The sequence below is a fragment of the Kaistia sp. MMO-174 genome (assembly GCF_037147815.1).
Taxonomy (GTDB): Bacteria; Pseudomonadota; Alphaproteobacteria; order Rhizobiales; family Kaistiaceae; genus Kaistia; species Kaistia nematophila.
Window position 1 is genome coordinate 180688 of the sequence record NZ_JBBCUO010000005.1, and the last position, 26452, is coordinate 207139.

Annotated in this window: 24 protein-coding genes and 1 tRNA gene; 9 read left to right on the top strand and 16 right to left on the bottom strand. The window is 65.1% G+C overall.

Going from position 1 to position 26452, the window contains the following annotated elements; translation table 11 throughout:
* Positions 1–4: 4 nt before the first annotated feature.
* Complete coding sequence (locus tag WFK98_RS18695; protein ID WP_266336711.1) at positions 5–346, top strand: YciI family protein; 342 nt, start codon at positions 5–7, stop codon at positions 344–346.
* Positions 347–358: 12 nt separating this feature from the next.
* Here the strand turns inward: WFK98_RS18695 and WFK98_RS18700 are convergent, their stop codons facing one another.
* The 4 genes from WFK98_RS18700 to WFK98_RS18715 form a co-directional block, all read right to left on the bottom strand.
* Positions 359–781, bottom strand: coding sequence for a hypothetical protein (locus WFK98_RS18700; RefSeq protein ID WP_336801277.1), 423 nt, complete (start codon positions 779–781; stop codon positions 359–361).
* A 31-nt stretch (positions 782–812) separates the two neighbouring features.
* Positions 813–1013, bottom strand: a complete 201-nt coding sequence (locus WFK98_RS18705; RefSeq protein WP_266336713.1) for a DUF2934 domain-containing protein — start codon at positions 1011–1013, stop codon at positions 813–815.
* A 124-nt stretch (positions 1014–1137) separates the two neighbouring features.
* On the bottom strand, positions 1138–2613 hold the full coding sequence (locus WFK98_RS18710) for an arylsulfatase B (RefSeq protein WP_336801278.1): 1476 nt from the start codon (positions 2611–2613) through the stop codon (positions 1138–1140).
* A 68-nt stretch (positions 2614–2681) separates the two neighbouring features.
* Positions 2682–3707 (bottom strand): AraC family transcriptional regulator, encoded by a 1026-nt coding sequence (locus tag WFK98_RS18715; RefSeq protein ID WP_336801279.1) that lies wholly within the window; start codon positions 3705–3707, stop codon positions 2682–2684.
* Positions 3708–5238: 1531 nt separating this feature from the next.
* Between WFK98_RS18715 and WFK98_RS18720 the strand changes: the two genes are divergently transcribed.
* From WFK98_RS18720 to WFK98_RS18730, 3 genes are all read left to right on the top strand, one after another.
* Positions 5239–5871 (top strand): recombinase family protein, encoded by a 633-nt coding sequence (locus WFK98_RS18720; RefSeq protein ID WP_336801280.1) that lies wholly within the window; start codon positions 5239–5241, stop codon positions 5869–5871.
* A gap of 178 nt (positions 5872–6049) precedes the next feature.
* Positions 6050–6715, top strand: a complete 666-nt coding sequence (locus WFK98_RS18725; RefSeq protein ID WP_336801281.1) for a hypothetical protein — start codon at positions 6050–6052, stop codon at positions 6713–6715.
* Complete coding sequence (locus WFK98_RS18730; protein ID WP_336801282.1) at positions 6715–7578, top strand: ParB N-terminal domain-containing protein; 864 nt, start codon at positions 6715–6717, stop codon at positions 7576–7578. The genes WFK98_RS18725 and WFK98_RS18730 overlap by 1 nt, the downstream gene beginning before the upstream one ends.
* A gap of 48 nt (positions 7579–7626) precedes the next feature.
* Here the strand turns inward: WFK98_RS18730 and WFK98_RS18735 are convergent, their stop codons facing one another.
* The 7 genes from WFK98_RS18735 to WFK98_RS18765 all read right to left on the bottom strand — a co-directional run bounded on the left by WFK98_RS18735 (position 7627) and on the right by WFK98_RS18765 (position 18134).
* Complete coding sequence (locus WFK98_RS18735) at positions 7627–10764, bottom strand: type I restriction endonuclease subunit R (protein WP_336801283.1); 3138 nt, start codon at positions 10762–10764, stop codon at positions 7627–7629.
* Entirely contained in the window at positions 10761–11900 is a 1140-nt protein-coding gene (locus WFK98_RS18740; RefSeq protein WP_336801284.1) for an FRG domain-containing protein, read from the bottom strand. The genes WFK98_RS18735 and WFK98_RS18740 overlap by 4 nt, the downstream gene beginning before the upstream one ends.
* A 22-nt stretch (positions 11901–11922) precedes the next feature.
* Positions 11923–13317, bottom strand: coding sequence for a restriction endonuclease subunit S (locus WFK98_RS18745; protein ID WP_336801285.1), 1395 nt, complete (start codon positions 13315–13317; stop codon positions 11923–11925).
* Positions 13314–14921, bottom strand: coding sequence for a class I SAM-dependent DNA methyltransferase (locus tag WFK98_RS18750; RefSeq protein ID WP_336801286.1), 1608 nt, complete (start codon positions 14919–14921; stop codon positions 13314–13316). Before WFK98_RS18750 ends, WFK98_RS18745 begins: the two co-directional genes overlap by 4 nt.
* 70 nt (positions 14922–14991) lie before the next feature.
* Positions 14992–16674 carry a tyrosine-type recombinase/integrase gene (locus WFK98_RS18755; RefSeq protein ID WP_336801287.1) on the bottom strand — a complete coding sequence of 561 codons (1683 nt, stop codon included), beginning with the start codon at positions 16672–16674 and terminating at the stop codon, positions 14992–14994.
* 86 nt (positions 16675–16760) lie between these two features.
* Positions 16761–16845, bottom strand: a tRNA-Leu gene (locus WFK98_RS18760).
* A 287-nt stretch (positions 16846–17132) separates the two neighbouring features.
* Complete coding sequence (locus WFK98_RS18765; protein WP_336801288.1) at positions 17133–18134, bottom strand: adenosine kinase; 1002 nt, start codon at positions 18132–18134, stop codon at positions 17133–17135.
* Between the two features lie 244 nt (positions 18135–18378).
* On the opposite strand from WFK98_RS18765, the gene WFK98_RS18770 reads away from it, so the two are divergent.
* The 3 genes from WFK98_RS18770 to WFK98_RS18780 are packed head-to-tail and all read left to right on the top strand — an operon-like array spanning position 18379 to position 20644.
* Positions 18379–19407, top strand: a complete 1029-nt coding sequence (locus WFK98_RS18770) for a glycosyltransferase family 9 protein (RefSeq protein ID WP_336801289.1) — start codon at positions 18379–18381, stop codon at positions 19405–19407.
* A 60-nt stretch (positions 19408–19467) separates the two neighbouring features.
* Entirely contained in the window at positions 19468–20145 is a 678-nt protein-coding gene (locus WFK98_RS18775; RefSeq protein WP_266336718.1) for a sulfate transporter family protein, read from the top strand.
* Between the two features lie 46 nt (positions 20146–20191).
* Positions 20192–20644, top strand: coding sequence for a DUF2214 family protein (locus WFK98_RS18780; protein ID WP_336801290.1), 453 nt, complete (start codon positions 20192–20194; stop codon positions 20642–20644).
* Between the two features lie 223 nt (positions 20645–20867).
* On the opposite strand, the gene nth is transcribed toward WFK98_RS18780, so the two are convergent.
* A complete protein-coding gene (nth, locus tag WFK98_RS18785) occupies positions 20868–21572 on the bottom strand; it encodes an endonuclease III (RefSeq protein WP_336801291.1) in 705 nt (234 codons plus the stop codon).
* A 22-nt stretch (positions 21573–21594) separates the two neighbouring features.
* Between nth and WFK98_RS18790 the strand changes: the two genes are divergently transcribed.
* Positions 21595–22107: a DUF2244 domain-containing protein gene (locus tag WFK98_RS18790; protein WP_336801292.1), complete on the top strand. Its 513-nt coding sequence runs from the start codon at positions 21595–21597 to the stop codon at positions 22105–22107.
* A gap of 88 nt (positions 22108–22195) precedes the next feature.
* Complete coding sequence (locus WFK98_RS18795) at positions 22196–23086, top strand: SDR family oxidoreductase (RefSeq protein WP_336801293.1); 891 nt, start codon at positions 22196–22198, stop codon at positions 23084–23086.
* Here the strand turns inward: WFK98_RS18795 and WFK98_RS18800 are convergent.
* Genes WFK98_RS18800 through WFK98_RS18815 form a run of 4 tightly spaced genes read right to left on the bottom strand, consistent with a single transcriptional unit; the run spans position 23075 to position 26317 of the window.
* On the bottom strand, positions 23075–24115 hold the full coding sequence (locus tag WFK98_RS18800; RefSeq protein ID WP_336801294.1) for a glycosyltransferase: 1041 nt from the start codon (positions 24113–24115) through the stop codon (positions 23075–23077). The genes WFK98_RS18795 and WFK98_RS18800 overlap by 12 nt on opposite strands.
* Complete coding sequence (locus WFK98_RS18805; protein WP_336801295.1) at positions 24105–24881, bottom strand: ferredoxin reductase; 777 nt, start codon at positions 24879–24881, stop codon at positions 24105–24107. The genes WFK98_RS18800 and WFK98_RS18805 overlap by 11 nt, the downstream gene beginning before the upstream one ends.
* A 7-nt stretch (positions 24882–24888) precedes the next feature.
* The gene (locus WFK98_RS18810) at positions 24889–25494 is read right to left on the bottom strand and encodes a sulfite oxidase-like oxidoreductase (protein WP_266336725.1); all 606 of its coding nucleotides are present in this window, start codon (positions 25492–25494) and stop codon (positions 24889–24891) included.
* Positions 25495–25549: 55 nt separating this feature from the next.
* Positions 25550–26317 (bottom strand): alpha/beta hydrolase, encoded by a 768-nt coding sequence (locus WFK98_RS18815; protein WP_336801296.1) that lies wholly within the window; start codon positions 26315–26317, stop codon positions 25550–25552.
* Between the last annotated feature and the right edge of the window lie 135 nt (positions 26318–26452).

Here is a 26452-nt window from a genome sequence, read left to right on the forward strand (position 1 = left end):
CGTCATGACACGATATTGGGTCGCCATCCATCACCCCGATGACTACGATCCCGCCACTGCCGAGGACGAGGCGATGCATCGCGCCATCGACGTCCTCAACGAAGAGATGGTGGCGGCGGGCGTCCGGATCTTCGTCGGCGGGCTGGAGCCGGTGCGCCGCGCCATGGCGCTGCGGGCCGGGCCGGATGGCGCGGTGCGCGCGGCGGAGGGGCCGCATCTCGCGACCCGCGAGCATGTCGCCGGATTCTGGGTGCTGGAGGCCGCCAATCTGGACGAGGCGCTCGCCTGGGGCCGCAAGGCCGCCATTGCTTGCCGGGCGCCGGTCGAGGTGCGCGCCTTCAACTGAGGCGCGGCGTCGTCAGGGCCGGCTGGCCGGCGGCGTCCGCCAGCCGACGGAGGCGAGCCAGATTCCGATGATCGCCAGCAGGCCGGCGCCGATCCGGAGCCCTGTCACATTCGCCAGCGTCAGCACGATGCGCTCATAGGCCTGCGGCACCGTCAGAAGCGCGATGCCGCGCGCGAGCAGGATCCAGCCGAAAAGCGAGATCCCGACGGCCGGTGCCGAGGACCAGATCGGGTGCTGCGCGAGGATCAGGATGCCGAACAGGACCAGTGTCGCGCCGGCGATCCAGACCAAGACCGGGTTCTGGAAGAAGGCGTCGAGGAAGGCCGTCGCGGTGATCTCGGGCATGCGAAAGACAGCGATGACGGAGACGATCGCCACGAACGGCCCGATGACGCGGGCGAAGGCGCGGGTGCGGGGATCGGGCGGCATCGCCATGGCGGCCATCCCTCGGTTCGCGGCGATCCCCTCAGAGTTCGGAGGCGATCTGTTCCGGCGGCATCTTGTCGCCGGCGATCTCGCTCTGGCTCTTCGGCGGCAGCGGCTCGCGGGCCTTCAGGATTTCGATTGCCTGCTGCCAGTGGCTGGCGGCGCGGCCCTCGGGGCTGCCCTCTTCGAGCCAGAGCCGGTGCGCCTCGTCGGCGATCTGCTGTTCGGTAAACTGGGCCATGTCGTCCTCCCACGCTGCGCCTCTTCCGAGACCCGAAAGATCAATTCGGCGCAGGCGCGAGGGTTCCCGCCGCCCTATGGCCGGGCCGGCTCCGGCGAGGAAGAGCCGGCTCCGCCCCCTGTGTTCAGTCGTCGTGCGAGCCAAGATCATAGAGCGCAGCACTCGGTGTTGCGAGCGGGGCGGAGAGCGTCGCCTTCAGGGCGGTCCCGTAGAACAGCGGGGGTGCCATGCTTTGCGCGAGTTTCACGACTTCGGTCTGCAGCTCTGCAACGAGTTCTGGATGAGCCGCTGACACATCACGCGTTTCGCCAGGATCTGCCGCGAGGTCGAAGAGTTCGATCTTGGGAGGCAGGACGGCATGCCAGATCAACTTCCAGGAGCCGCGTCGAACGGCGCCTTGGGTAGGCTCTATGTTGTAGACGAGGCCGGTTCGACCGTCCTGGCCTTCAAGCAGCGCGGGCAGGACGTTGTTCCCGTCCAGAGCCTTGGATCGCGACAGGTCTGCCCCGGCGAGCGCCCCGAGCGTCGGCAGCATATCGACGACGTGAATGACGGCGTCAACCTGGCCAGCGGGGATGCGCTTCGGCCAGTTGGCCAGACCGACGACGCGGGTCCCGCCTTCATAGAGCGTCCCCTTGCCATCGCGCAGCGGCGCATTGCTGGGCGGCAATTCACCCGAAACGGCCCCTTCCCCAACGAACATCCTCGACCGTGTTCCGCCATTGTCCGAATGGAAGATCAGGAGCGTGTCGTCGCGCATGCCACGCGCTTCCAGCGCCTCGATCACCTTGCCGATCTGTTCGTCCATCGCGGTGATCATGGCCGCATAGGCCCGCCGTGACGGGTCCTCGATGCGCGGGTAGAGGTCGAGATAGCGCTGCGGCGCTTGATAGGGCGTGTGGGGGGCCGTGAAGGCGAGGTAGAGGAACAGAGGCGTAGATGGATCGTGCGTCCCTATCCGGCGCACGGCTTCGGCGCCAAACAGCTCTGTGTCGTAGCCGTCCTCGACGAGCAGGTCGTTGTCGCGATACCAGTCGGTCACGCCATGCGCTTCATGTTTGAAGTGGTCGATTTCTCCAACGAGCGGCCCGTAGAAGAAATCGAATCCGCGCTGGCGGGGCCAGTATTTCCGGTCGGCATGGCCTAGATGCCATTTGCCGACCAGCGCTGTCTTGTACCCGGCCTGCTGGAGGGCCTGCGGCAACAGATACTCGTCGGTCGCGAGCCCATAGTCGCCTCCCGAGGGGATGACGCCCGTCTGCAGGCCGTAGCGCAGGGGATACCGGCCGGTCATCAGCGCGGCCCGGGTCGGTGTGCAGAGGGGTTGGGTGTAGAGCTGCGAAAGCGTGGCCCCCTCGGCGGCGAGCCGATCCAGATGCGGAGTGTGGATGTCCGATCCGCGGAAGCCGACATCGGCAAAGCCGAGGTCATCCGCCAGGATATAAACGACGTGAGGCCGGGGCTGGGGAGCAGCTTGGGCCTGCCGGGCCAGGAGCGACAGGCCGGCGATGGCGGCTGCGAAGCCCGCGCCGCCAGCCAGAACTGTCCGCCGACTGGGGCCGGCGGCGTCCTTGGTTTCGGGATTGGATGAGTGGGGCATGGGTCACCGAAAGCGCGCGAGGCCGTGAGAGGTTCTGCTTCTTGCCGTAATGGAAGGCCCCGCGTGGCTCAATTGCCATTTCGCGCCAAAGCGGACCGCCGATAGGCAAGCGGCGTGACTCCATGCCAACGCCGGAAAGCCCGGATGAAATGCGACGGGTCGCTGTAGCCCAGGGCCCTGGCGATGGCGCCAATCTCCATGCCGGAGGCAGCCAGAAATTGTTGGGCCAGGTTCCGGCGCCAGACCTCTGTCTGTTCCTCGAAGGATGTTCCGCACGATGCCAACCGCCGCTGCAGGCTACGTGGGGAGATACCGAGGCTGCGGGCGGCATCGACCAGCGACAGCGTGCCGACCAGCGCGGCGCTCGCGAAGATGCGGGCGAGGGCCGCTTCGAGTTGCCTGTCATCTTGCCACATGGGCAAGGTGTCGAATGCGGATTGATCCGCCGCTTCCGGGATGGTGGTCGCGAAGAGGCGGCTCGGCTGATCCAGCCATGTGGCGCTGAAGCTGATCGTGATTCCTGCGCCCGCGCCGAACGAGACGTCAGCTGCCAGCTTGTCTTCGTAGCTCCGAATGGGGGCCCGTGCCCTGTGCGGCAGTGCGATGTGCAGGTCGAGGGATGTGCCGGCGAGGGAGCGAAGCGCCGAAACAACGAATGCGGCGATCCCCTCGTTGAGCACGCTCGCATGGAGCGCGTCGCTGTTTAGAAGCGAATGGCGCCAATACGCCCTTCCCTCCGAGACCGCGAGCGAGAGCTCGACGCCGCCTTGGAGTGTCGGCATCTGGCGCGCATGCGCGGCCAGGCATTCACGGATAGTCCTGCCGCCGATCAACGCTTGCCCGCTCAACCCGAGCTGGAGGGGGTCGGCCGCCGCTGCAAGATCAAGACCGAGCGTTGCCTCGCCGGACCTCCGGGCGAAGATGTTCAGCAGCGTGCAAATCTGACTTCGCGTCGCCACGGCGCCGCGCATTGAAAGTGCGTCGGCCGCCAATCCAGCGCGCCCCAGTAGATCCGGGACGAGAATGTCCGACTTCGCCGCGACGGCCGGCACCATGTGCAGCAGGGAAAGCTTGACCGGACTTCTGTCCCACATCTCTCGACCCACCAGCACCCGCAATCGACTGTGGGGTCGCGACTCCCCCGGAAATGCTTACGCCGTCTTCGTCGACAGCCCACATCAAAAAATCGAAGGTCGAGCCGACTTCGCCTCGCCCTCTCCGAGGATGGCACGCGCGCATCGGCGGTCAATAGGGCGCGCGAACTCGTCAGGCGCAGCCTGTCCCTCCCGTGAGGCGCCGGCAGTCGGGGCGGAGGGGAGCAAACCGGAAATGATCTCCGTTTTGCGTGCATCGGCCGTCGAGCTCGCTGCGGGCGGCAGCAAGGCCATCTCTCGGCTTCGGCGATGATCGGAAGGTGGACCTGGGGGATGCCAAAAAGCAAAAGCCCCGCATCCGGTCCGGAGTGCGGGGCTTTTGCGAAAATTGGTGCCCAGAAGAGGATCGGGCATATCTGCCATCAGTGCATTGAAATCGTTGATTAATTTCGAACGTCCGATGGCGTCTGTATAGCAGTCGCGTACGTCCGCAGCAATGGGAGTTATCCGGTCGCCTTTGGCGCTAAACTGCCACGAGAGGCCCGTGAATTTTTGGCGAAAAATCTGTCTGCGCACCTCGACAGGCCTCGAAGCATCATCCCCCCGTGCTCCCCCCCCCGGACTATGTCGGCTCGATGCTTATTGGAGCCGGTCGGCCATTGATCGCTCCAGCGGCGTCTGGCAGGCGGGGCGCAGCGGCGACCACCAGTCCAGCTTGCGACAACTCACTCAGGGGTACGGGGAACCCGGCGACCAAGAGAGCAACAGCGGCATGGTTGAGCGCGGGTTCGGCGGGGACGTCAGATCGTAGGTCAGACAGTCGCGCTACAAACGCTGCAACCCCATAGGAAGCGTCGTGGTGATGTGAGGCGCCCTTGGCCTTCCCCGTTACCAAAGCCTCCCAGACGAACAGTCCAGCGCTCCATTCCTGAAACTTGTTGACGGAGGTCGTCGCTGGGACGGTGCCGTTTTTGGCCAAGAGCGCAAAGCACCAAGGCATGAGCGCTAGCCCCGCTCCCAATGCTCCGCAGCCTGCTCCGGCCGACCATGCCCGCCGCAGTTCCAGTTCTGCACCGCCTCGACTAGATGTGATCCGGCTCAGATCAGACCGCCGTGGCGTCCAGATTGGGGCCTCGAACCCCAGTGCGACCAACTCTCCGTGATGCAGTCGGGCTGCTACATCTTCCAGGGCAGCCTCGAAATCTGCTGGACCACCGCTGCCGCCGGTGCTGTCCGCCCAGCCGATATTCTTGGGGCTTCCGACGTCGACGCAGAAGACATGGACGTTACGTGATGGCATCTATGCGCTTCCTGTTGAGGACGCGCAGGATGAGTGCACTTTCGGGCCGATGTCGAGCCGTGTGGTCGGCATACGGAAAACCCGTCCGAAACTGCCGTCTGGAAATCGAGGTGATCCGCGCAGTTGGTCAGGGGGCTTTTGATATACGAAAACCAGTTGATTTTCGTATCTATGGTCACCTAGACTCCTGCCATCGCACGTGCCTCCTCGTGCCTAGCAAGGACCTTCAGCATGACCAAGCGCGTCGCCCTCTACCTCCGCGTGTCGACCACCGGCCAGACGGTCGAGAACCAACGCCGCGAGCTTGAGGCGGTCGCTGAGCGCCATGGCTGGCAGGTGGTTGCGACCTTCGAGGACGCTGGCATCTCGGGCGCTAAGGGACGGGACAAGCGCCCCGGCCTCGACGCCATGATGAAGGCCGTTGCCCGCCGCGAGATCGACCTCATCGCCGCCTGGAGCGTGGACCGCCTCGGCCGCTCGCTGACCGACCTTCTCAGCTTTCTGGGCGAGCTTCACGCCAAGGGCGTCGACCTCTACCTGCACCAGCAGGGCCTCGACACGTCGACCCCAGCCGGCAAGGCGATGTTCCAGATGATGGGCGTGTTCGCCGAGTTCGAGCGCGAAATGATCCGCGAACGAGTCAACGCTGGTCTGTCCCGCGCCAAGGCCAACGGTACCAAGCTCGGCCGCCCCGCCAAGGGAACCGAGAAGGACCTGAAGAAGGCGGCCGAATGGGCTCGCGTTCATGCCGCCGTGCTGGAGGCCCGCGCGGCTGGCAAGGGCAAGGTGAAGATCGCCAAGGAACTCGGCATCGGCGTCAGCACGGTCGACAGGATCGTCAGGGAAGCGGCACCGACCCCGTGATCCCGTCCAAGGGACAGAAGTCCACGTGTGTCCATCGACGATGCCACTCCTGCGACCCGTTGACGGGACAGACCATCACCGCTAGGTCGCGTCACCGGCTGTTGCCTGTCCGCTCTTGCAGTTCCGCGTCTGTCTCTCCGGGGATGGATGCCGTTTTGATTGCCGCTCCGAGGCCTTGATGATCCGACCCTGTCGCGTGCTGGGATGTGGCGCGCATACGACCCGCTACGGCACCTTCTGCCCGACCCACAAGAGCAACCTGCGCCGCCACGGACACGCGGAGCAGACAGCGGTGACGAAGGCGGACCTTGCGCCGTTCGTGGCGTTGGTGCGCAAGCGGATCGAGAGGAACGCCGAGAACGCCACCTGGGCGCATTCCGAAGCTCGCTGGCAGACGGTCGTCGACCACGCGCGATCCATCCTCAACGAGGCCAGGCGCGGCGTACCGGGGAACCGCTATGAGCGCACGGCGGCCAGCGAGGTGGTCGTCCTGGGCGAGGCCGTGACGCCGCGTGCCATCATCGAGACGGTCTTCGCGATGTACCTGCTGCAGGAGAATGACCCCAGGCGGCTGCGCTCCGATGAGGCCTTCCGGGCTCAGCTCATCCGCCGCTTGCGGGGCCTCACGGAGGCCAGCATGGACGAGTGGAAAGGTGGTGCGGGCGGCCGTGCCAAGCGCGTCCAGCGCGATGTTCCACCGAGGGCCGTCCTGATCATGGCGCAGTGGGTTGGCGAAGCGCTGGGCGGGGTTGGCGTGCATCTCTCGCGTCTCGAAAGGCGCGACCGCGAGGCGCGAGCGGCAAGCGCGGCAGGGCTGGCGGAAGCGATGAGGGAATTGCAGTGATGGAAGACGTGCTCTCACCGGCCGCTGGCGAGGCCTCTGGTGCGCTTGGGGCTGACGACGAGCGGAACAGCTTCAGGCCACTCCAGCTCCTCGCTGAGCTGAAGGAGAAGGCACAGCAACCATCTCCTTCGCCACTGCCCGACCGATTGCCCTGGCGCTCGATCAAACAGCTGCCGGAGCTGTTCCAGCCACGTGGCCCCAACGGGACCGACGAGAAGCACGTCCAGGATCTCAAGCGGGGCCTGGAGGTCAGCAAGGAGCTGGAGCCGGTTCTCGTGGCGTGGATAGGCCCGGATGCCTACCTGATCGACGGCCATCACCGCATGCTGGCCTATCAGCTTGCCCGGCGGGCTGAGCCTATCCCGGTTGCGTCGTTCATCGGTTCTGTTGACGCGGCCATCCTGGCGGCCGGCGAAGCCAACAGCCGCGCCAAGCTGCCCATGAGCACCCGCGAGCGAATGGACTACGGGTGGAGGCTCGTCCTGATGGGCAAGCTCTACACGAAAGGGATGGTCGTTAAGGCTGCGGGCGTGTCGGATCGACAGGTCGCCCTCATGCGTCGCGCGGCAAAGGATCTCGGACCAGATGCCTTCGCCTACCGGGAATGGTGGCAGGCTCAGCAGGCCGCCAAGGGCAAGTCGTCAGAGCCACTCACCGATGATGAGCAAGAGGCGAAGCTGGATGCGATGGCAGGCGAATGGGCAGACAAGCTCGCGAAAGCGTTTAGCACCAAGCTGGCGCAGAACCCCGAGCTTGCCGCGCGGGCTCTCTCCCACTACTTCGGGCGGAACCTGAAGCAACTCGTCAGGCACCTGTCGGATCAGATCGATGACGATGGAGAGGATGACGACTCGGACTTCTGACGCCTTCCTATGCACTCCTTACGCCATGCATTTTGCATAGCGCCATCGCTACGCTACCTCCATCAGCAGCGTTTCCGCCTGTGCCAGGACGGTCTGCACGGCGATATCTGCCAGATCCGGTGGATAGCCATATCGACGGAGAATGCGCTTCACGAGGATCCGCATCTGCGCGCGGGCACTCTCTCGGTGGTGCCAGTCGACAGAGACGTTTTTGCGCAGCTGCTCGACCAGTTCATGGGCGATGACCCGGAGCGCCTCGCTGCCCATGATTTCGACCGCCTTCTCATGCTCCGCGAGAGCGTCATAAAAGGCGAGCTCCTCAGGTGTCAGGCCGCTTTCCTCGCCACGCGCATAGGAGGCCTGGACCTCCTTGGCGAGTGCAATAAGCTCCTGGATCATCTCGACGGCTGAAAGCGCGCCAGCATGATATCGGCCAACGGCTTCCTCCAGTCGCTCTGAGAACGCTCGACTTTCCACCACGTTGGTGCGCGAGCGGCTTCGGATCTCACCCGCCAGCAGCTTCTTCAGCGCGTCGAGGGCGAGGTTCTTCTTCTCCATTCCCGCCACTTCGAGAAGGAACTCATCGGAGAGGATCGAGATATCGGGGGACCGCAGCCCGGCCGCTTGCAGAATGTCGATGATCTCGGCCGAAGCGATGGCCCTATCGATGATCTGCTGCACCGCGAGCGTCCTGCCCGCTAGGCTGAGCTTCCCGCTTGCGGTGGTTTTCACGATGGCCGCACGCACCGCTTGGAAAAAGCCGACTTCGTCCTGGATAGCACGGGCCTCGTCGCTGGCGCTGGCGAGTGCGTAGGCCTTGCTCAGTTCGAGAACGAGATCCTGGAAACGTCGGTGTGCTCGCTTCTTCTCCTCAGGCGTGGGGACCTTCGCAGTTTCCGCCTCCCCCCATTTCAATGCCCAGTCCATGGCTCCTGCAAGACAGGCAAGGCGTTCCTTGGGCTGTCCCGTGATGCCGGGCTGGAAGTCGTAGCCGTGGAAGACGCCGCGTACGACCTCGTACCGCTCCAGCATGGCGGCAACGGTCTCTTCCTCATCGATGCCTGTCCGCTCACGGTCGGCTTGCGTGTACTGGCCGAGGGCGGATTTCAGGTTCTGGGCAATGCCGATGTAGTCGACCACGAGGCCGCCTGGCTTGTCGCGGAACACCCGGTTGACTCGGGCGATGGCCTGCATGAGTCCGTGCCCGCGCATTGGCTTGTCGACGTACATCGTGTTCATGCAGGGCGCGTCGAAGCCGGTCAGCCACATGTCCCGGACAATGACCAACTTCAGAGGGTCCTTGGGGTCGCGGGCCCGCTTCGCGAGATCGTCGCGGCGCTTCTTGTTGCCGATGTGCGGCTGCCAATCCAACGGGTCCGATGCCGAGCCCGTCATGACGATTTTGACCGCGCCTTGGCTGTCGTCGTCGGAATGCCATTCGGGTCGTAGCTTGACGATCTCGTTGTAGAGGTCGACACAGATGCGCCGGCTCATGCAGACGGCCATGGCCTTCCCGTCGAGGGCCTGGAGCCGAGCCTCCAGATGACGTACCAGGTCGGCGGCGACCAGCGACAGACGCTTGCCAGCGCCCACGAGCGACTCGACGGTCGACCATTTTGCCTTGGCCTTCTCCGCCTCGGTCAGCGTCTCGTCCTCGACCATCGCCTCAATCTCGGCGTCGATCAGCGGCTTCTCGTCGTCGTCGAGCTCAATGCGCGCCAGACGGCTCTCGTAGTAGATCGGGACCGTGGCCCCATCCTCAACCGCCCGGCTGATGTCGTAGATGTCGATGTACTCGCCAAACACGGCGGGGGTGTTCACGTCGTCCGCTTCGATGGGAGTGCCCGTGAAGCCGATGAAGGAGGCATTCGGCATGGCCTGACGGATGTAATGCGCATAACCGTAGCGCCGCACGCCAGTCTGCTGGTTGAGCCTGGCATCGAAACCATACTGGCTCCGGTGCGCCTCATCCGCCATCACAATGATGTTTCGCCGGCTACTCAATTCGGGGAATGTCTCCTCGCCGCGCTCGGGCGAGAACTTCTGGACGGTCGTGAAGATCACGCCGCCAGAGGCCCGGTTGAGCAGCCGCTTCAGATCCTCACGCGTGTCGGCTTGTTCTGGCGTCTGTCGGATCAGGTCACGACATAGGCCGAAGGTCGAGTAGAGCTGGTCGTCGAGGTCGTTGCGGTCGGTCAAGACTACGATGGTGGGGTTTTCGAGCTCCGGCGACTTGACGACAAGGCCGGCGAAGAACGCCATCAGCAGGCTCTTTCCCGAGCCCTGAGTGTGCCAGATCACGCCGATTTTGCGGTCGCCCTCCGGTCGGGTGGCGACAATGGCCTCGCGAATTGCTTTCTGCGCGCCGTGGAACTGATGATAGCCACCGAGGATCTTGAACGGACCGCTGCCTCCGTCGCCGAACACGGTGAAATCGCGAATGAGCGCGAGGAAGCGTCGCTTCTCGAATACGCCGCGCAGGAGGGTGTCCAGCTCGGCCATGCCTCGATGCGCGAAATCCTCGCCATCGGTTGTTCGCCAGGGCATGAACCGTTCGAAATCGGCCGTGAGCGAACCGATGCGCGCCTCGATGCCGTCCGAGATGACCAGCGCGGCATTTGTGCGGAAAAGGCTCGGGATCCTCTTGAGGTAGGTTTGGAACTGATTGAAAGCGCCGGTCGTGCTCGCATTCTCGGCTGCGGCATTCTTCAGCTCCAGCACTGCCAGTGGCAGGCCGTTGACGAAGAGGACGAGGTCGGCGCGGCGGTTTTGACCCGCCTCGACGACCGTGAACTGGTTAACGACGAGCCAGTCATTGGCGTCAGCTTCTGCGAAGTCGATGAGCCAGACCTTCGTCGACGTGATCCGTCCGTCCGGGGCGCGATACTCGACTGAGATACCATCCGTGAGCAGCCGATGGATGCGCCGGTTTTCCTCGACGAGCGAGGGCGTCTGGCTGGTCAGGAGCTGTCGGATGGCTTCACTTCGGGCGGCCTCCGGTACATCAGGATTGATGTCTTCCAAGGCGCGTTCAAGGCGCGGCAGAAGGATGACGTCGGAAAACGCCTGCCGTTGAGGGGCTGGCCCGTCTGGCGCGATGGAGCTGCCATGCAGGTAGTTCCAGCCAAGCTCCTTCAGCACCTCGATGCCAGCGTGCTCTACCACCTCCTCGGAGAAGCCATTCATGATTCGCCTCCTCCTTGCTGCAATCTTGCACTGCGTTCGTCGCGCTCCGCATAAATCTCGACTAGGCGCTCTGCTAAAATGTCACGCGAGCTCTCGGGCCAGTCGATTGATGCAAGCAGCCGTTTGAGGTCGACTTTCAGCCGTGCTCGGCCGGTTGGATGTGCCCACCAGTCAATGCCGGCTACAATCTGATAGCGCTCCTGTATGCGAGCGGCGGTCGTCTCAACGTCGATGATCCCCGTCCTGTCGAGATCACCCAACTGTCCGAGGAGGTCAGCAATGGCCTGTTCCGCTCCCGCACCATGTGATGGCACGCCGACTTCTCTCGAGGCCTGGGTCTCAGCTTTGGCTCGGGCCAGTTTTCGAGCGGCCTGCAATTGACGTTCTTCAGCGACCGCTCGGTTGAGCCAGTCGTTGCAATAGCTGGAGGCGCCACCAGGATCGGGAAACAGGTTGGCATGGTGGATGTTCATCTTGCGAAGCATCCCGAGGCAAGCTGGCCGTTCGGTATTTGGGATGTGGATCTTGCAGATGAATTTTGACAGTTCCCGTGGGTCGTCAGGATTGATCGCCCCTGCTTCTGAGAGCGCGTTGATTACCTCCGTGACAGGGTTATCGCCCCCAGCCGCTGTCACTGTGAAAAGTCCAGCCTGATTCACCAGGCGACTGTTTTCCCCGAGTCTAGGCTCAAAAAAGAGGTCAGGAAGAAGCTCGTCAAGCGCAGAGCGCTGCAGGCAATATATGGCTCTGCTTGGATTTGATAGCTCTTCGGGACGGTCTTCATCTGCGAATGCAAAGAACAAGGCCACGAAGGCTGACTCGGTCCAGTCGAGAAGTGGTGTAGCAAGCCCGAAATGCTGGCCGATAGCCCAGATCTCATTGTCATCTCGGCCACCGAAGTCGAAGCCTCTCCCCCTCATGGAGAGCGAGAACTTCCTCAACAACCCGGCGGACCAGTTTGGCGGTATCGCGCCACCGCTGAAAGCTCGAGTTAGCCCAGGTTCCAGTTGCCAATCATGCCGACGATGACCTCGATAGATAACCTGCCCGATATTGCTGGTGTGTGGGTCCTGAGAAACGACTCGTTCGAGGTCACGCCAGCTGGCTATCTTGCAGGATGGGATGAGTCCATCCATCGGTCCATTGTCGAATGTGAACTCAGGCCATTGGGGGAGCCTGTCCATGTATGTCAGATTCGGATCTCCAACTATGCTGGCGTCCGTCGCCTCTGCTTTCATCTGTCCCCCCCGGAGCAGCAGTCACTCTTATCTCTCCCGACATCAGCCGGGGTAGCAGGTAATCCCGGGCTTCAGCGAGTGTCCGGTTCTCGGCCGCGGCCGCTGTGATCTTGGCAAAGAGTGGCTCGACGAATGTCCCGAAGGCGCGAAGTACCGTATCGGGCGGAATTGCCAAGGGCCATGCTCTTAGCATGTCGAGTTGCGCGCGCTGGCGTCCCGACGTTCCGGTCATGCTTTGTACCGCCAGTGTCTGGAAGTCTGGATCGCGGCACAGCAAGTAGCCCATCGGCGGCGGGCATGGCGGCTTCGCGCGCAGGACAAAAAATTCCGTCGAGCCCCACCCCACGGCGCCTTCCGGTAGGCTATCGACGAAGCAAGCCTTTCCGTTTTCCAAGCATGGCGTGATGCGAGCCAAGAGGGCGTCCCCGTTTGCGAAGCGCATGCCCGATCCGAATTGGCGCTCGACCGCAGCATCGGCGGTCGGACCGGTAGTGGGAAGGGCAGCCATTTCCAAGTAAGGCGCTATTGTCCCCTTCTTTAGGGGAATGGAAGGGTTGAATTCGATGAGGTTTTCGGCCGTACCCCACGTCCAGCCGGCGGGCTCGCCTTCCTGCTCAAGATGGGCGGGGAAAAAGCCGGCAAGTTCGGCGGCGAGGGTCGGGTCTCCGGTAACGCCGCCCAGGACCGCGACCGGTTCGGTGGTGCCTTCCATCTTGCGGCGGACGGGGCCAAAGTCGACGAACCAGTCGCGGAAGATCGCCTGAGCCATGGCCTCCAGGGTTCCAATCATGCGCCGGTTCAGCTCGATTTTGTCGTCTAGCTGCATGAGAGGCGCGGCTATCCGGCGCTGTTCATCTAGATCGGGTAGAGTGATTGGAAATGACGGAAACTGCTTCAGCGGCAGGCGATCTACCGTCGCACCGTGAATTGTTCTGGAGCGCAGGAAGGTTTGGAAGTCCGGCGAGAGGTAGCGGTAGAGAAGGAAGTGCGAGTCGACCCGGTCCGGCTTTGGTCGAAGCAGGCCCATCCGCCGGCCAAGGCAGCACGTTAGGCGCTCTGGTATTAGCGCTGCTTCGCCGAGGCGGGTCTCGTATGAGAACACTAGGTCTCCTGGTTGAGGCGTGACTCGTCGCGTCCAGGTCTTGAAGTCCTCATCACTGACGTGGCGAGTGTTGTCGAGTGCGAGGCGACCATTCTGGAGTGTGTCGATGCCGAGGAAAATGGGGCCGCTGGTTGTGAGCTTTGGAGTCGCATGAGGTCCGTCGTAGACCGCAGCCAGTTCCCCGAGCTCAACCGTATTCCAGTCGTTCATCATCGCGATGCCACCCGAAGGAGAGATAGCGAAATAGCTGCCTCTAACTCGCGCCCGAGTCTGAACTGTTCTTCCAGCACTGCCTGCAGGTTAGCGAACTGCTCCTCGAACGGCACGCCATCGCCTTCTTCGTCTTTCGCACCGACGTAGCGCCCAGGTGTCAGCACATGGCCATGGCTGCGTACCTCTTCCAGCGTGGCCGACCGGCAGAAACCCGGTTCGTCGGAATAAGGCTCAATGCCTGCAGCCTCATTCGCCTCGGGCTTGTTGCGCCAACGGTGATAGACCTCTGTGATTCTGGCAATGTCCTCGTCCGTGAACTCACGCCGGGTTCGATCAACCATTCGGCCGAGCTTGCGAGCATCGATGAACAGGATCTCGCCGCGCCGTTCGCGGTGGCCGTTCGCACTCTTATCGCGCGCCAGGAACCAAAGGCAGGCGGGAATCTGGGTCGAATAGAAAAGTTGGCCGGGCAGCGCGACCATGCAGTCGACCACGTCGCGCTCGACGAGCGCCTTTCGGATTTCACCCTCGCCGGACTGCTGCGACGACATCGAGCCGTTCGCCAGCACCACGCCGGCCGTGCCGCGCGGGGCGAGGTGGTGGATGATGTGCTGCAGCCAGGCGAAGTTGGCGTTGCCCTGTGGCGGCGTGCCGAAGGCCCAGCGCGCGTCGCCTTCGAGCTGCGGCTGCCACCAGTCCGACACGTTGAAGGGTGGGTTGGCCATCACATAGTCGAACTTCGTCTGCGGGAAAGCATCACGCAGGAAGGAGCCCTCGTTGTTCCAGGCGATATTGGCGTCGATGCCGCGCACCGCGAGGTTCATCTTGCAGAGCTTCCAGGTCGTGTGGTTGCGCTCCTGGCCATAGATGGCGATGTCGCTGCGCCGGCCCTGATGCGCTTCGACGAACCTTTCAGACTGGACGAACATGCCGCCCGAACCGCAACACGGGTCGTAGACGCGGCCCTTGGTCGGCTCCAGCATCTCGACAATGGTCTGCACTACCGAGCGTGGCGTGAAGAACTCGCCGCCGCGCCGGCCTTCTGCGCCCGCGAACTGCGAGATGAAATATTCGTAGGCGCGGCCGAGCAGGTCCTGCGCGCCGCCATGGCCGGCCTTCATGTCGATTTTGGAGAAGAGGTCGACGAGTTCGCCCAGCATGGTCCTGTCGAGCTGCGGGCGGCCATAAATCTTCGGCAGAACGTCCTTCAGGACCTTCACGTTGGCCCGCTCGATGGCCTCCATAGCGTTGTCGATCAGTCCGCCGATGTCGCCCTTGCGTTCGCGGCCTGTGGTGACGTCGACAAAGGTGATCTCCGGCCGCTTGGCGTTGGCCTGAAGATGCGCCCATCGCGCCTCTGGCGGCACCCAGAACACGTGTGCGGCGAGATATTCCTCGGGGTCCTCCGGGTCGGCGTAGTCCTCCGCCTGCAGCTTCTCGTGCTGCGCCCCGAACGCCTCGGAGATGTACTTCAGGAAGATCAGGCCGAGCGCGACGTGCTTGTATTCGGACGGCTCTAGATTGCCCCGTAGCTTGTCGGCCGCCTTGAACAGGTCGGCCTCAAAGCCGAGATCTCCGCCATTATTCGATTGTACTGACGCCATAAGAATTCCCCCGTGCAATTGTTAGGTGTTCGGTCTCCCGAGTGCAATCGGGGTCGTCTCGGCCGCTCGGTCAGTCGACCGCATATCTCGGCAGCTTGTCGATGGCGTTGCCCTTGGCGATGATCGAGACCTCGCCGTATTCTTCGGCCACGCTGCGTGCAGCATGGCCTTGGATGGCGTCGCGTACCCCCGCATCAATCCCTATGTCTCGACAGACGGTCTTGAAGCGGTGACGCCAGCCATGATTGGGCGCGACGCGTGGGTCGGTGAACACCTCGCGCACGAACTCCGCGAGGCGGTTCTTTACGCCCTGCAGCGGTCCCAGGACGTCGCCGTCCTTGGCCGGAATGAGGAAGAGCGGGCCCGGCTTTGCCTTTGTCACGAAGTCGATGAAGCCCTGCTCGATGAGATGAGCGTGCAGCGGGACATCACGTGCTTCGTCAGTCTTGACCGTGCCCGCATCGGGCGTGATGTGGATGACCCAGCGGCCGGCTTCCTGCCGGATGTCCTGCTTGCGCAACTGCGCCAGCTCGCCCACGCGACCACCCGTATAGGCGCAGAGCCACGGCACCCAGCGCTTGGCGGCTGCTGTTGTCGAGCGTTCGTTCCCGCGCTGGAAGGACGTGGCGTGCTGAAGGATGACGACGGCTTCCTCGTCCGTGAAGCCGGGCGGGCGTGTGCGCTTGGTCTTGCCGAGCTTTAGCGTGACATCCGCAGCTGGGTTGGCGGCAAGCTTCCTGTTCACGACAGACCAGTCGAACACTACCTTCAGTCCCGCCAGGTCGCTACCCTTGACGGTCTTCGGTGAGATGGGCTTGCCGTTCCTCGGGTTGATCTCGGCGAGGCGCGCGTCCTTGAAGCTGATGATGTCCTCGGGGGTGACGCGCGCCGCAACTTCATGTCCAAGGTGCTTGATCAGCCGCTGCATCGTGTTGCGGTAGCTCTCATAGGTGCTGGGCTTGCGACCGGTTGCTTTGGCTTCTGTCCACCAGCCCTCAACCAGGGCGGTGAGCGTGATGCCGCCGGCTGGGAGCGTGGGCTTGCTTGGGGCCGGTGTGGTTCGCTCTACGGGCGGCTCGGGACGCTGCCAGTCGGGATAGCGGGCGGCATGCGGGTCGGGGCTGTAGTCGCCTGAAGCGCGCACGCCGAGCAGCGAGGCGGCCTTGTACAGCGCGCTGACGAGCGCCTGGATGAAGGCATCGCGACTCGGTCGCGCGAGCGTCACGCCTTCGGAGGCCAAGAACGCGTCGATGTCGAATATGGCTGCGAGGGCCTGCTCTGCGGTACGCGTTCCGTAGGAGGGGCGCATCTCGCCGTCATCGTCCGGTTCAAGATATTCAGCCGCATCCGCGACTAGAGACTGGAACACCGCCCAGTCGTGAGGCTGGCCCGGATCTTCCTCGTTGTCGGCAACAAGCCGACGATAGGCGATGCCGGCGAGTGCCTGAACCTGCTTGAACGAGAGATCCACCGGTCCGGTGCGCTCGGCCTTGAATAGCGCCTCGACTTGAGCCAGCGCGGCGGCATGTCGCACGGTGGTGAGCGACTTGTCTGCAGTCTGCAGGGAGAAGGCAATGTGGACGCCAGCCTTGGCGCGGACCGGAAGATCCGGTTGGTCAAGTTCGCCGCTCGGGAGCGAGAAGCGAAGTGTCCTGCCCTTCAGGCGATCAACGAGATCGGCTGGAACGCGGCGTACGAACTGATTGTTGAGAGACCCGGGCCGTTTGGTAGATCTGGCCATCTGCAGCACCATGTATGGCACCCCTGTATGACAGTCGGGGTGGACTAAGCCCCTGATATCTCGAAAATATCAGGGACTTCAACGGTACTGTTGGGAAATGGTGCCCAGAAGAGGACTCGAACCTCCACGACTTTCGTCACACGGACCTGAACCGTGCGCGTCTACCAATTCCGCCATCTGGGCGCGGACGGATGAATAAGGGGACCCCGTTGCCTTGTCAATCACGACACGATGCGATCGTCCGGGATTATTCGGGGCTGGGGAAAACTCCGAGCCGCCTAAGCCGATCCGCCCCGGAAGGCATCTGCTTCCGCTCGCCATCCCCTGCGCGCGGACCTCTGGCGGCGTGTCTAGATCCCCGAAAATGCGAAAGCCTTCCATCATCCGCAGCGGGATCGATGAAAGGCTTCGGGAGGATGGATCCACGCCTTCCGGGCGCGGATCGCTGTCGGCCGCGCTGGAACGTGGCCTCAGACGGCGTAGCCGGATTGCCGCGCCAGATCGACCAGCGAGGTCGAGGGGCGCGGCCCCATATGGTTGATCACCTCGCCGGCCGCGAGCGAGCCGAGGGCCGCCGCCGTCTTCAGATCGAGGCCCTTGGCGACGGCGTAGAGGAAACCCGACGCATAGAGGTCGCCGGCGCCGGTGGTGTCGATGACGTTCTCGACCGTCGTCGCCGGCACGTGCTCGATGCCGTCCTGGGTCACGACATAGGAGCCTTCGGCGCCGACCGTGACGGTGGCGATGCGGCAATCCTGGCGCAGCGCCTTCAGCGCCTCGTTGAAGCTCGACGTCTCGTAGAACGACTTCAGCTCGACCTCGTTGGCGAACAGGATGTCGATCGTGCCGTCGCGCAGCAGGCGCATGAAGTCGCCGCGGAAGCGATCGACGCAGAAGGCGTCGGAAAGCGTCAGCGACACCTGGCGACCGGCCTTGTGGGCGATGTCGGCCGCCTTGAAGAAGGCGTCGCGCGCCGTCGGCGCGTCCCAGAGGAAGCCCTCGAAATAGGTGATCTTGGTATCGGCGAACAGCACCGGGTCGATGTCGTCCGGCGTCAGCGCGTGGCAGGCGCCGAGATAGGTGTTCATCGTCCGCTCGCCGTCCGGCGTGACGAAGATCATGCAGCGCGCCGTGGGGGCGCCGCCGACCAGCGGCGCCACGTCGAAGGTGGCGCCGATCGAGCGCATGTCGTGACCGTAGATGGCGCCGAGCTCGTCATCGGCGACCTTGCCGACGAAGGCGGTCTTGCCGCCGAGCGAGGCGACGCCGGCAACCGTATTGCCGGCCGAACCGCCGGATGCCTCGATCGCCGGGCCCATGGCGTCGTAGAGCCGCTTCGACTCGGTCATGTCGACCAGCCGCATCGAACCCTTGACCAGTTGCTGCTCGACCAGGAAATCGTCCTCCGCCCGCGCCAGAATGTCGACGATCGCGTTACCGATCCCGAGAACGTCGTAGCGGGCTTCCGTCATGAGAATTTCCTGATAGGGCAAGCGGCCGGTCGGCCGGCGGAAAGGGGTGACGGAGCCGGACTATACAGCCGGTCGTTCGCCGTGCAACCACCGAGGCCGCCCGGCGGAACCGCCCTTTTTGCATGGCGCCGCGCCGATGTCGCGAGAGCGACACAAATAGGCAGCACAGAGACGCCCGCCGACCGTTCGGTCGGCCCGCATGCCAGGTGTCGCGGCACCTTCGCCTACAGAAATGAGTCGCAGGATGAACCAGACCGTCGGAGACCAGGCGAGCCGCCCCATCGCGGTGATCGTCGAGCGCGAGGGGCTGGGCGACGTCATCCTGAAGCTGCCGCTTCTGCGCGCCATCCGTCATGCGAGGCCCGACCGCGAGATCTGGTGGATCTCGGCGCACGACACCGCCATGCAGACCGCCGTGCTGCCCTATGTCGAGGGCGGGATCGCCAGGGTGATGGCGGAGCTTGATTTCACCGAGCCGCTTCTGCAGGGCATGCGCACGCTGAAGACGCTGCCGCCCTTCAGCGCCGTGTTCGACACTCGAACCCGCGTCGCCAGCGTGCTCGCGGCCCGGCTGGTGCTTCGCTACGACGAGTATTACGCCTGCCTGCCCGGGCTGAACCGCCGCGTCGGCGCGCCCTGGTGGGACCGGCGCCGGCCGAAGCATATCGGCGAGCGGGCGCTCAATCTTGCCTACCAGGCCTTCGATCCTGTCGATGCCAGCGGCCGGATTGCCGCCAGCGCCGGGGCGGAGGCCCTTGCGGCGACGATCCTGCCGCCTTCGGAGCCGTGGATCGGCTTCGCCTTCGGCAGCAACAAGACGTGGAAGAACTGGCCGCTCGAGCGCTTCGTCGCGCTGGCGCGGGAGTTGCGATCGCTCGGCTACAGGCCGGTGCTGCTCGCGGGCCCGGACGAGCGTGCGGCGTTGCCGGTGCTCGCCGGTAGCGCGCCCGACGTCGATGTCGTCGACATGACGGCGATGATGATCGACGCGCCGCGCGGAAAGCTCGACGCGCCGCTGGCGCTGGCGCCGTCGCTGAAGCTGCTGGTGGCGAATGATTGCGGCCTCGGCCATCTGTTCGGCGCGGCCGGCGTGCCGGTGGTCAGCCTGTTCGGGCCGACGCGGCCGGAGCGCTGGGCGCCGAACGCGCCCGCCTCGCGCATCGTTTCGGCGCAGGATTTCGGCGGCGAGGCGATGACCGACATCCCGCTCGCGGCGGTCGTCGCGGCGACGCTCGACTTCGCCCGCGAACTGGGCGTCCGCCCCGCCGGCTGAGTTGCCTTGCGGCTTCGTGGCCCGCATCCTATCTGCCAGCGTCCATCTGGGAGAACGTCCATGCTTGCGGCCGCCTGGCTCGCCTTGACCGATATCGGAACGCCGCCCTTCCGCGCCGTGCTGTGGAAGACGCTGGGCCTGACCTTCGTGTTCCTGATCGGCATCTGGTTCGGCCTGCAGGCGTTGGTCGTGCATTTCGCCGATTGGCCGAGCCAGCCCTGGATCAACACCTCGGTCGCCATCGTCACCGGCTTCGGGCTGGTCGTCGGCTTGGGCTTCCTGATTGCTCCGGTTTCGGCGCTGATGGCGGGGCTGTTCTCCGACGACATCGCGGCGGTCGTCGAGGCCACGCACTACCCGCAGGATCCGCCCGGCCAGGGACTTTCCTTCGTCGACAGCGTCGTGTCGACGCTCGGCTTTACCGCGACGGTGATCCTGGTCAACATCGTCTGCCTGATCCTGCTGCTGGTGCCGGGCGTCAATCTCGTCGCCTTCTTCCTCGGCAACGGCTACCTGCTCGGTCGCGAATTCTTCGAGGCGGCGGCGTCGCGGTTCCGTCCGGTCGAGGCGGCCCGCCAGCTCCGCCGCGACAACGCCGTCACCGTGCTTCTCGCCGGCTTCGTCATCGCCGCCTTCCTGGCGATCCCGATCCTCAACCTTCTGACGCCGCTCTTCGCCACAGCCTTCATGACGCATGTGCACAAGCGCGTGACGGGTTCCCGTCCGCTCGAAATCTAGGCAAGATCGCCCCGGGGTTCAGGGTTCCGCGCCACGGGGACATGAGATGCTGGTCGATCTGCTGCTCGCCATTGCCCATTTCCTGCTCGTCTTCGCCATCGTCACGGTGCTGGCGATGGAGCTGCTGCTGCTGAAGCCTGGGCTTGCGGGCGCGGCGCTGGAAAAGCTGGGCCGGGTCGATGCTATCTATGGCGGCGCGGCGACGCTTCTGGTGCTCGCCGGCTTCGGCCGGGTCTTCCTCGGCCTCAAGGGCTCCGGCTTCTATGTCGGCAATCCGGTGTTCTGGGCGAAGATCATCGCTTTCGCCGCGCTCGGCCTGCTCTCGATCCAGCCGACCATGCGCATCCTCGCCTGGCGCAAGGCCGCCAAGGCGGATCCTGCCTTCCAGCCTTCGCCCGGCGAGATCGCCGGCGTCCGCCGCCTGGTCCATGCCGAGACGGCGATGCTGGTGGTCGTCGCGATCCTCGCGTCGATGATGGCGCGCGGCATCGGCATGTGAGTTTTTCTTCTCCTCTCCCATGGGGAGAGGTCGCGGAGCGCTTCCGACTGGGGGCGGAGTCTGGCTCCAGCCCTTATTCCATATCCGGCGTCATCCCGGGCGGAGCCTTGGGATCCATTCAGCCGTGATCTCGGGAGCTTCGCTGGGCAGCGTTCCCGGCTGCGTGGATCCTCGCTTTCGCGAGGATGACGGCGAGGATGGAGCAGGGCGCGGAGAGATTTGACTACGCCAGCGTCTTGTCCGGGTAGCGGCAGAGGTCGTTGATGAGGCAGACGGCGCAGTCGGGCTTGCGCGCCTTGCAGACATAGCGGCCGTGCAAAATCAGCCAGTGATGCGCGTGCAGCATGTATTTCGGCGGGATGATCCGGTTCAGCTCCTTCTCGACCGCGTCGACCGTCTTGCCGGGCGCGAGGCCGGTGCGGTTGCCGATCCGGAAGATATGCGTGTCGACGGCGATGGTCGGGTGGCCGAAGGCGATGTTGAGCACGACATTCGCCGTCTTGCGGCCGACGCCCGGCAGGGCCTCCAGCGCGGCGCGGTCGTCCGGAACCTCGCCGCCATGCTGCTCGATCAGCATTCTCGACAGGCCGATCACGTTCTTCGCCTTGGTGCGGTAGAGGCCGATCGTCTTGATGTGGTCGCTGACGCGCTCCTCGCCGAGCGCCAGCATCTTGGCCGGCGTGTCGGCGATGGCGAACAGCGCCCGCGTCGCCTTGTTGACGCCGGCGTCGGTCGCCTGCGCCGACAGCACGACGGCGACCAGCAGCGTGAAGGTGTTGACGCTTTCGAGCTCGCCCTTCGGCTCGGGATCGCGCGCCTGGAAGCGGGCGAACACTTCTTCCACCTCGGCCCTGGTGAAGCGCTTCGGGGCGCGCGGAGCCTTGCGGCGCGGTGGCGCGGATGGCGGGAGAGGCTGTGCATTCGACATACATCCTCTATACTGACGAGCCATGAGCGACCGCAATGTCGACATGCCGCAGAACCCGCCGACGACACCCGAGACCGTGCTGTTCCGGGCGACGCTGACGCCGTACCGTTCGCTGTCGCCGCGCGGCTTCGCGGCGCTGATGATGGTCATCGTGCTGACCAGCTTCGGCTGCGGCCTGCTGTTCTGGTCGATGGGAGCCTGGCCGATCGCCGCCTTCTTCGGCCTCGACATCCTCGCCATCCAGCTCGCCTTCCGCCTCAACTACCGCTCCGGCCGCGCCTGCGAGATTGTCGAGATGACGGACGAGCATCTGACCGTGCGCCGGATCGCCCCGAACGGGCGGGCTGAGGATTTCGACTTCAACCCGTATTGGGCGCGGCTGGAAGTCGAGCGCGTGCCGGATTGGGGCATCATCCGCATGGCGCTCGCCTCGCATGGCCGCCGCCTTTCGATCGGCAGCTTCCTCAATCCGGACGATCGCGAATCCTTCGCCAGCGCGCTGTCGAAGGCGCTGGCCTCCGTCCGCCACGCCTGAGGGGCGGGCGCATCCGCGTCCAAAAGACTTGTCTGCGCATGGGCTTGGGCGATAGACCGGGTTTCTTTCCCCGAGCGTCGGAGACCGCATGACCGAAAAACACCTCTTCATCTTCGGCCTCGGCTTCTCCGGCCAGGCGCTGGCGCAACGGGCGAAGGGCGACTACGCCACCGTCGGCGGCACGGTCCGCACCGAGGAGAAGGCGGCGCGGCTGCGCGCGAAGGGCATCGACGCGCTGGTCTTCGACGGCGAGAGCGCGAGCGACGCCGTCGTCGCCGCCACGAGGCGCGCCACCCACATCGTCCAGTCGATCGCGCCGGGCTCGGCCGGCGATCCGGTCATCACGCTGCTGCGCGGCGCCATCCTCGGCGCCGAAGCCCTCGAATGGCTCGGCTATCTGTCGACGGTCGGCGTCTATGGCGACCATGGCGGCGGCTGGGTCGACGAGGCGACGGAGCCGAACCCGCTTTCCAGCCGCTCGGTCGAGCGCGTGCGGGCGGAGATGGAATGGCGCATTCTCGGCGAGGAGCGCGGCGTGCCGGTGGCGCTGTTCCGCCTTTCCGGCATTTATGGCCCGGGCCGCAACGCGCTGGCGCAGGTGATGGAGGGCACGGCCCGCCGGCTGGTCAAGCCGGGGCAGGTGTTCAACCGCATCCATGTCGCCGATATCGCGACCGCGGTCGCCGCCGGCGCGGCGCAAAAGGCCTCCGGCGTCTTCAATGTCACCGATGACGAGCCGGGGCCGCCGCAGGACGTGGTCGCCTTCGCCGCCGGGCTTGCGGGCCAGCCGGCGCCGCCCGAGATCGACTTCGCCACCGCCGAGCTGTCGCCGATGGCGCGCTCCTTCTATGGCGAGAACAAGCGCGTCGGCAACAGGCGGCTCGCCGCCGATCTCGGCGTGAAGCTCGCTTTTCCGACCTATCGCGAGGGAATCGCGGCGCTCTGGAACGACGGCAGCTGGCGCGGCTCAGCCGGATAGCCAGGCGACAAGCAGGCCGGCCTGCAGCAGCGCGACGAGGCCGAGCGCCAGCAGCACGCGGCGCATCAGCCGCTTGGCGCCGCGACGCTGGTCGACAAGCTCCGCCTCGATGCGCCGGAGCGCCGTGTTCGCGGCCGTCTCGGAGTCGGCGACGGCGCGCCGCCACGTTCCGACCAGCGCCATCAGCCCGGCCCTGTCGAGCTTTTCGGTCCAGACGTCGTCGAGGCCGAGCAGCGCGTGGTCGCCGATCGATTCCGATTGCGGCGTCCAGGGTTTCTTGGCGGTGTAGTGGATGACGCGCGCCGCGCCGGCAGCGCCAGGCATGATGGGCTCGTAAGTTCGAAGGTAGTTGTCGCGGGCGGGCAGCCAGGTGACGTCCGCGCCGAAGAAGGCGTTGAGGATGCCCTGGTCGCCGCCGTCGAAGGAGGGGGTTGCCGGCAGGGAGGCGAACAGCGACTGCCGCATCGCCGCGTCGGGCGAGAGCGCGAAGACGCCGGAATTGAAGACCGGATGCGGCTGGTTGCAGAGCAGGTCCGGCGCGGCGGCGAAGCCCTCGCCGTCGAAGAGGTCGTCGATTGTCTGCCGCACCAGGCAATCGCCGTCGAGATAGACGAGGCGGTCGAGCGACACGAAGCTGAACGCCCATAGCTTGGTCAGCGTGCGGCGGAAACGCGCCGCCAGGCTGCCTTCGAGGTCCTGCTTGACGATCTCCGGCACGGCCAGCACGGCGAGGTTCGTCGCGCGGAGCGTCGGCTTCCAGCCGCCGGCCGCCAGCACCAGGATCGGCAGGTCGGTGACGGCCCGCAGCGAGCGCACCAGCACGTCCATGCCGAGCGCATATTCCGGCGTGCCGATCAGCACATAGCCGACGCGCCGGCCCTGACGCCGCCCGTCCTCGCCGAGGCTGTCGAGCCAAGCCGAGGCCGCCCGGTCGAGATGGCGGGCGAAGGCCAGCAGTTCGTCGGCGGCGCGGGCGTCGATCTCGGCCGGAACGGCGGCGGCGACGATCGAATGCGGCTCAACCCCCATAGCGCTCCGCCCGGATGCTGGCGAAGGGGAGCCCCGCGTCGAGCGCGAAGGTCGAGGCGGCGCCGACGAACGGGTTCGAGCCGCAGATGAAGGTGGTCTTCGGCGCCGACGGCAACCTCGCCAGCGCGGCGTCGACGAGGTTGCGGTCGATGCGGCCATGGCGGATGCCGGCGTGGCAGACGCCCCCGCCCGGTGCCGCCTCGCGGCTCAGCGTGGCGAAAAGCGTGAAGTTCGGGTCCCGCGCCGCGTGCTGCAAAAGCTCGTCGCACCAGATCAGGTCCTCGCGGCGGCGGGCGGAATAGATCAGCGCCGCCGGGATTTCGGGTGCGGTGGCGGCGCGGTGGCGCAGCATCGACATCAGCGGCACCAGGCCGGAGCCGCCGGCGATCCACAGCAGCGGCCCGCCATCTTCGGCGCGCCAGATGAAATGGCCGCCGATCGGGCCCCGTACCTCGATCTCGTCGCCGACCTCCACGACCTCGTGGAAGAAGGGCGATACCTCGCCGTCGTCGATCAGATCGATCGCGAGCTCGATCGTGCCGCTGTCGTCCGGCGCCGAGCCGATCGAATAGCTGCGCTCGGCCTGGTAGCCATCCGGCGCGGTCAGTCGCACGTCGACATGCTGGCCGGCGGTGAAGCCGTGCCAGTCCGCCGGCTTCAGCCGGAACAGTTTTACGCGGGGCGTCTCGGTCGTGATGGCGACGACGGTGGCGATCTGCCAGATCAGCCGTTCCGGCTGCGGCGCGATGACGGGGGAGGCATTCACGAGGCTGTCAATCTCCGCTGAAGCGCTGCTCGCGCCATGGATCGCCGCGCATGTGGTAGCCGCGCAGTTCCCAGAATCCGGCTTCGTCGCGGCTGGTGAATTGCAGGCCGCTTACCCATTTCGCCGATTTCCAGAAATAGAGATGCGGCACCAGCAGCCGCGCCGGGCCGCCATGGTCGGGGCTGATCGGCTTGCCCTCGAAATGGGTCGCCACCATCGCCCTGCCGTTGATTAGATCCTCGGTCGGCACATTGGTGGAATAGCCGTCATAGGAATGCGCCAGCGTGAAGTCGCTCGGCGCGGCGATGCCGGCCTCGGCGAGGATGTCGTCCACCATCACGCCCGACCAGGCGGTGTTGAACTTCGACCATTTCGTCACGCAGTGGATGTCGCGCGTCAGCTTCGACTGCGGCAGCTGGTTGAAGGCGTCCCAGCCCCAGCTCGCCACCGGCCGCACGCCGTCCTTGAGGGTGAAGCGCCAATCGGCGAGCGCGACGCGCGGCGTCGGCCCGGCCGAAAGCACCGGAAAATCCTCGGTCAGATATTGTCCCGGCGGCAGCCTGTCGCCGATGCCGTCGCTCGGACGCTTGCCGATGAAGCCGCGTGTCGCCATGCCTTGCTCCGATCCTGCTTGTGCGGGCCGCAGATCCGGTCCCGCCACCTGCCGTTCAGGCGATCGCCTCGACCGCGGCGATCAGTTTCTTGAGATCCTCCGGCCGTGACAGCCGATGGCCGGCATCCTTGATCACCGTCAGAACCACATCGTCCTGTGCCAGCTGTGCGACAAGGTCGATCGCCATCTGCCACGGCACTTCGTCGTCGAGGACGCCCTGAAGGATATGGACCGGCGCGCCGAGTGCAACCGGCCTGTGGCCGAGAAGATGCGCTTCGCCGTCGTCGATCAGCTTCCTGGTGATCAGATAGGGCTGGTCGGAATAGGCGCTCGGCTGCCTCAGCGCGCCGGTGGTCTCCATTTCCTGCCGTTCGGCCGGCGTCATCCGGGCGAGGATGAGGTCGCGCGTCATGTCGACGGCGGGCGCCAGCAGCACGAGGCCTGCGATCCGGCCCGGCGCGCGGGTGGTCATTTCCAGCGCCAGCAGCAGCGCGATCCAGCCGCCCATCGACGAGCCGACGAGGATCTGCGGGCCCTCCGTCTCGCGCTCGAGCACGGCGCGCGCCTCCTCGAGCCAGCGTGTGATGGTGCCGTCGGCGAAGTCGCCGCCGGACTGGCCGTGGCCGGAATAGTCGAAGCGGGTGATGGCACGGCCCTTTTCCGCCGCCCAGTGGTCGAGCGCCTCGGCCTTGGAGCCCAGCATGTCGGACATGAATCCGCCGAGGAACAGCACGCCGGGGCCCGTCCCGGCACGGGCGAGAACGGCTATGTCGCGCGCTTCGGCGCCGGCGCCGACGGGCAGGGTCTTGTGTTCTGGTTGCATCAATCGCTCATCCGTCGCTCGAAATCTGCGTCGATCCGCGCTCAAGTGGCGTGGAATGGCGGCTTTCTGTTGACTTTCCCGCCTGCTTGGCCGAGTTTCGCAGGGCTGTCCGGGATCTTTGACCCGCGTGTCTGC

What these genes read in the sequence shown, in the direction of transcription:
- WFK98_RS18695 (WP_266336711.1), top strand. Translation starts at nt 5, where the DNA reads ATGACACGATATTGGGTCGCCATCCATCACCCCGATGACTACGATCCC.
- WFK98_RS18700 (WP_336801277.1), bottom strand. Translation starts at nt 781, where the DNA reads ATGGCGATGCCGCCCGATCCCCGCACCCGCGCCTTCGCCCGCGTCATC.
- WFK98_RS18705 (WP_266336713.1), bottom strand. Translation starts at nt 1,013, where the DNA reads ATGGCCCAGTTTACCGAACAGCAGATCGCCGACGAGGCGCACCGGCTC.
- WFK98_RS18710 (WP_336801278.1), bottom strand. Translation starts at nt 2,613, where the DNA reads ATGCCCCACTCATCCAATCCCGAAACCAAGGACGCCGCCGGCCCCAGT.
- WFK98_RS18715 (WP_336801279.1), bottom strand. Translation starts at nt 3,707, where the DNA reads ATGTGGGACAGAAGTCCGGTCAAGCTTTCCCTGCTGCACATGGTGCCG.
- WFK98_RS18720 (WP_336801280.1), top strand. Translation starts at nt 5,239, where the DNA reads ATGACCAAGCGCGTCGCCCTCTACCTCCGCGTGTCGACCACCGGCCAG.
- WFK98_RS18725 (WP_336801281.1), top strand. Translation starts at nt 6,050, where the DNA reads ATGATCCGACCCTGTCGCGTGCTGGGATGTGGCGCGCATACGACCCGC.
- WFK98_RS18730 (WP_336801282.1), top strand. Translation starts at nt 6,715, where the DNA reads ATGGAAGACGTGCTCTCACCGGCCGCTGGCGAGGCCTCTGGTGCGCTT.
- WFK98_RS18735 (WP_336801283.1), bottom strand. Translation starts at nt 10,764, where the DNA reads ATGAATGGCTTCTCCGAGGAGGTGGTAGAGCACGCTGGCATCGAGGTG.
- WFK98_RS18740 (WP_336801284.1), bottom strand. Translation starts at nt 11,900, where the DNA reads ATGGATGGACTCATCCCATCCTGCAAGATAGCCAGCTGGCGTGACCTC.
- WFK98_RS18745 (WP_336801285.1), bottom strand. Translation starts at nt 13,317, where the DNA reads ATGATGAACGACTGGAATACGGTTGAGCTCGGGGAACTGGCTGCGGTC.
- WFK98_RS18750 (WP_336801286.1), bottom strand. Translation starts at nt 14,921, where the DNA reads ATGGCGTCAGTACAATCGAATAATGGCGGAGATCTCGGCTTTGAGGCC.
- WFK98_RS18755 (WP_336801287.1), bottom strand. Translation starts at nt 16,674, where the DNA reads ATGGTGCTGCAGATGGCCAGATCTACCAAACGGCCCGGGTCTCTCAAC.
- WFK98_RS18765 (WP_336801288.1), bottom strand. Translation starts at nt 18,134, where the DNA reads ATGACGGAAGCCCGCTACGACGTTCTCGGGATCGGTAACGCGATCGTC.
- WFK98_RS18770 (WP_336801289.1), top strand. Translation starts at nt 18,379, where the DNA reads ATGAACCAGACCGTCGGAGACCAGGCGAGCCGCCCCATCGCGGTGATC.
- WFK98_RS18775 (WP_266336718.1), top strand. Translation starts at nt 19,468, where the DNA reads ATGCTTGCGGCCGCCTGGCTCGCCTTGACCGATATCGGAACGCCGCCC.
- WFK98_RS18780 (WP_336801290.1), top strand. Translation starts at nt 20,192, where the DNA reads ATGCTGGTCGATCTGCTGCTCGCCATTGCCCATTTCCTGCTCGTCTTC.
- nth (WP_336801291.1), bottom strand. Translation starts at nt 21,572, where the DNA reads ATGTCGAATGCACAGCCTCTCCCGCCATCCGCGCCACCGCGCCGCAAG.
- WFK98_RS18790 (WP_336801292.1), top strand. Translation starts at nt 21,595, where the DNA reads ATGAGCGACCGCAATGTCGACATGCCGCAGAACCCGCCGACGACACCC.
- WFK98_RS18795 (WP_336801293.1), top strand. Translation starts at nt 22,196, where the DNA reads ATGACCGAAAAACACCTCTTCATCTTCGGCCTCGGCTTCTCCGGCCAG.
- WFK98_RS18800 (WP_336801294.1), bottom strand. Translation starts at nt 24,115, where the DNA reads ATGGGGGTTGAGCCGCATTCGATCGTCGCCGCCGCCGTTCCGGCCGAG.
- WFK98_RS18810 (WP_266336725.1), bottom strand. Translation starts at nt 25,494, where the DNA reads ATGGCGACACGCGGCTTCATCGGCAAGCGTCCGAGCGACGGCATCGGC.
- WFK98_RS18815 (WP_336801296.1), bottom strand. Translation starts at nt 26,317, where the DNA reads ATGCAACCAGAACACAAGACCCTGCCCGTCGGCGCCGGCGCCGAAGCG.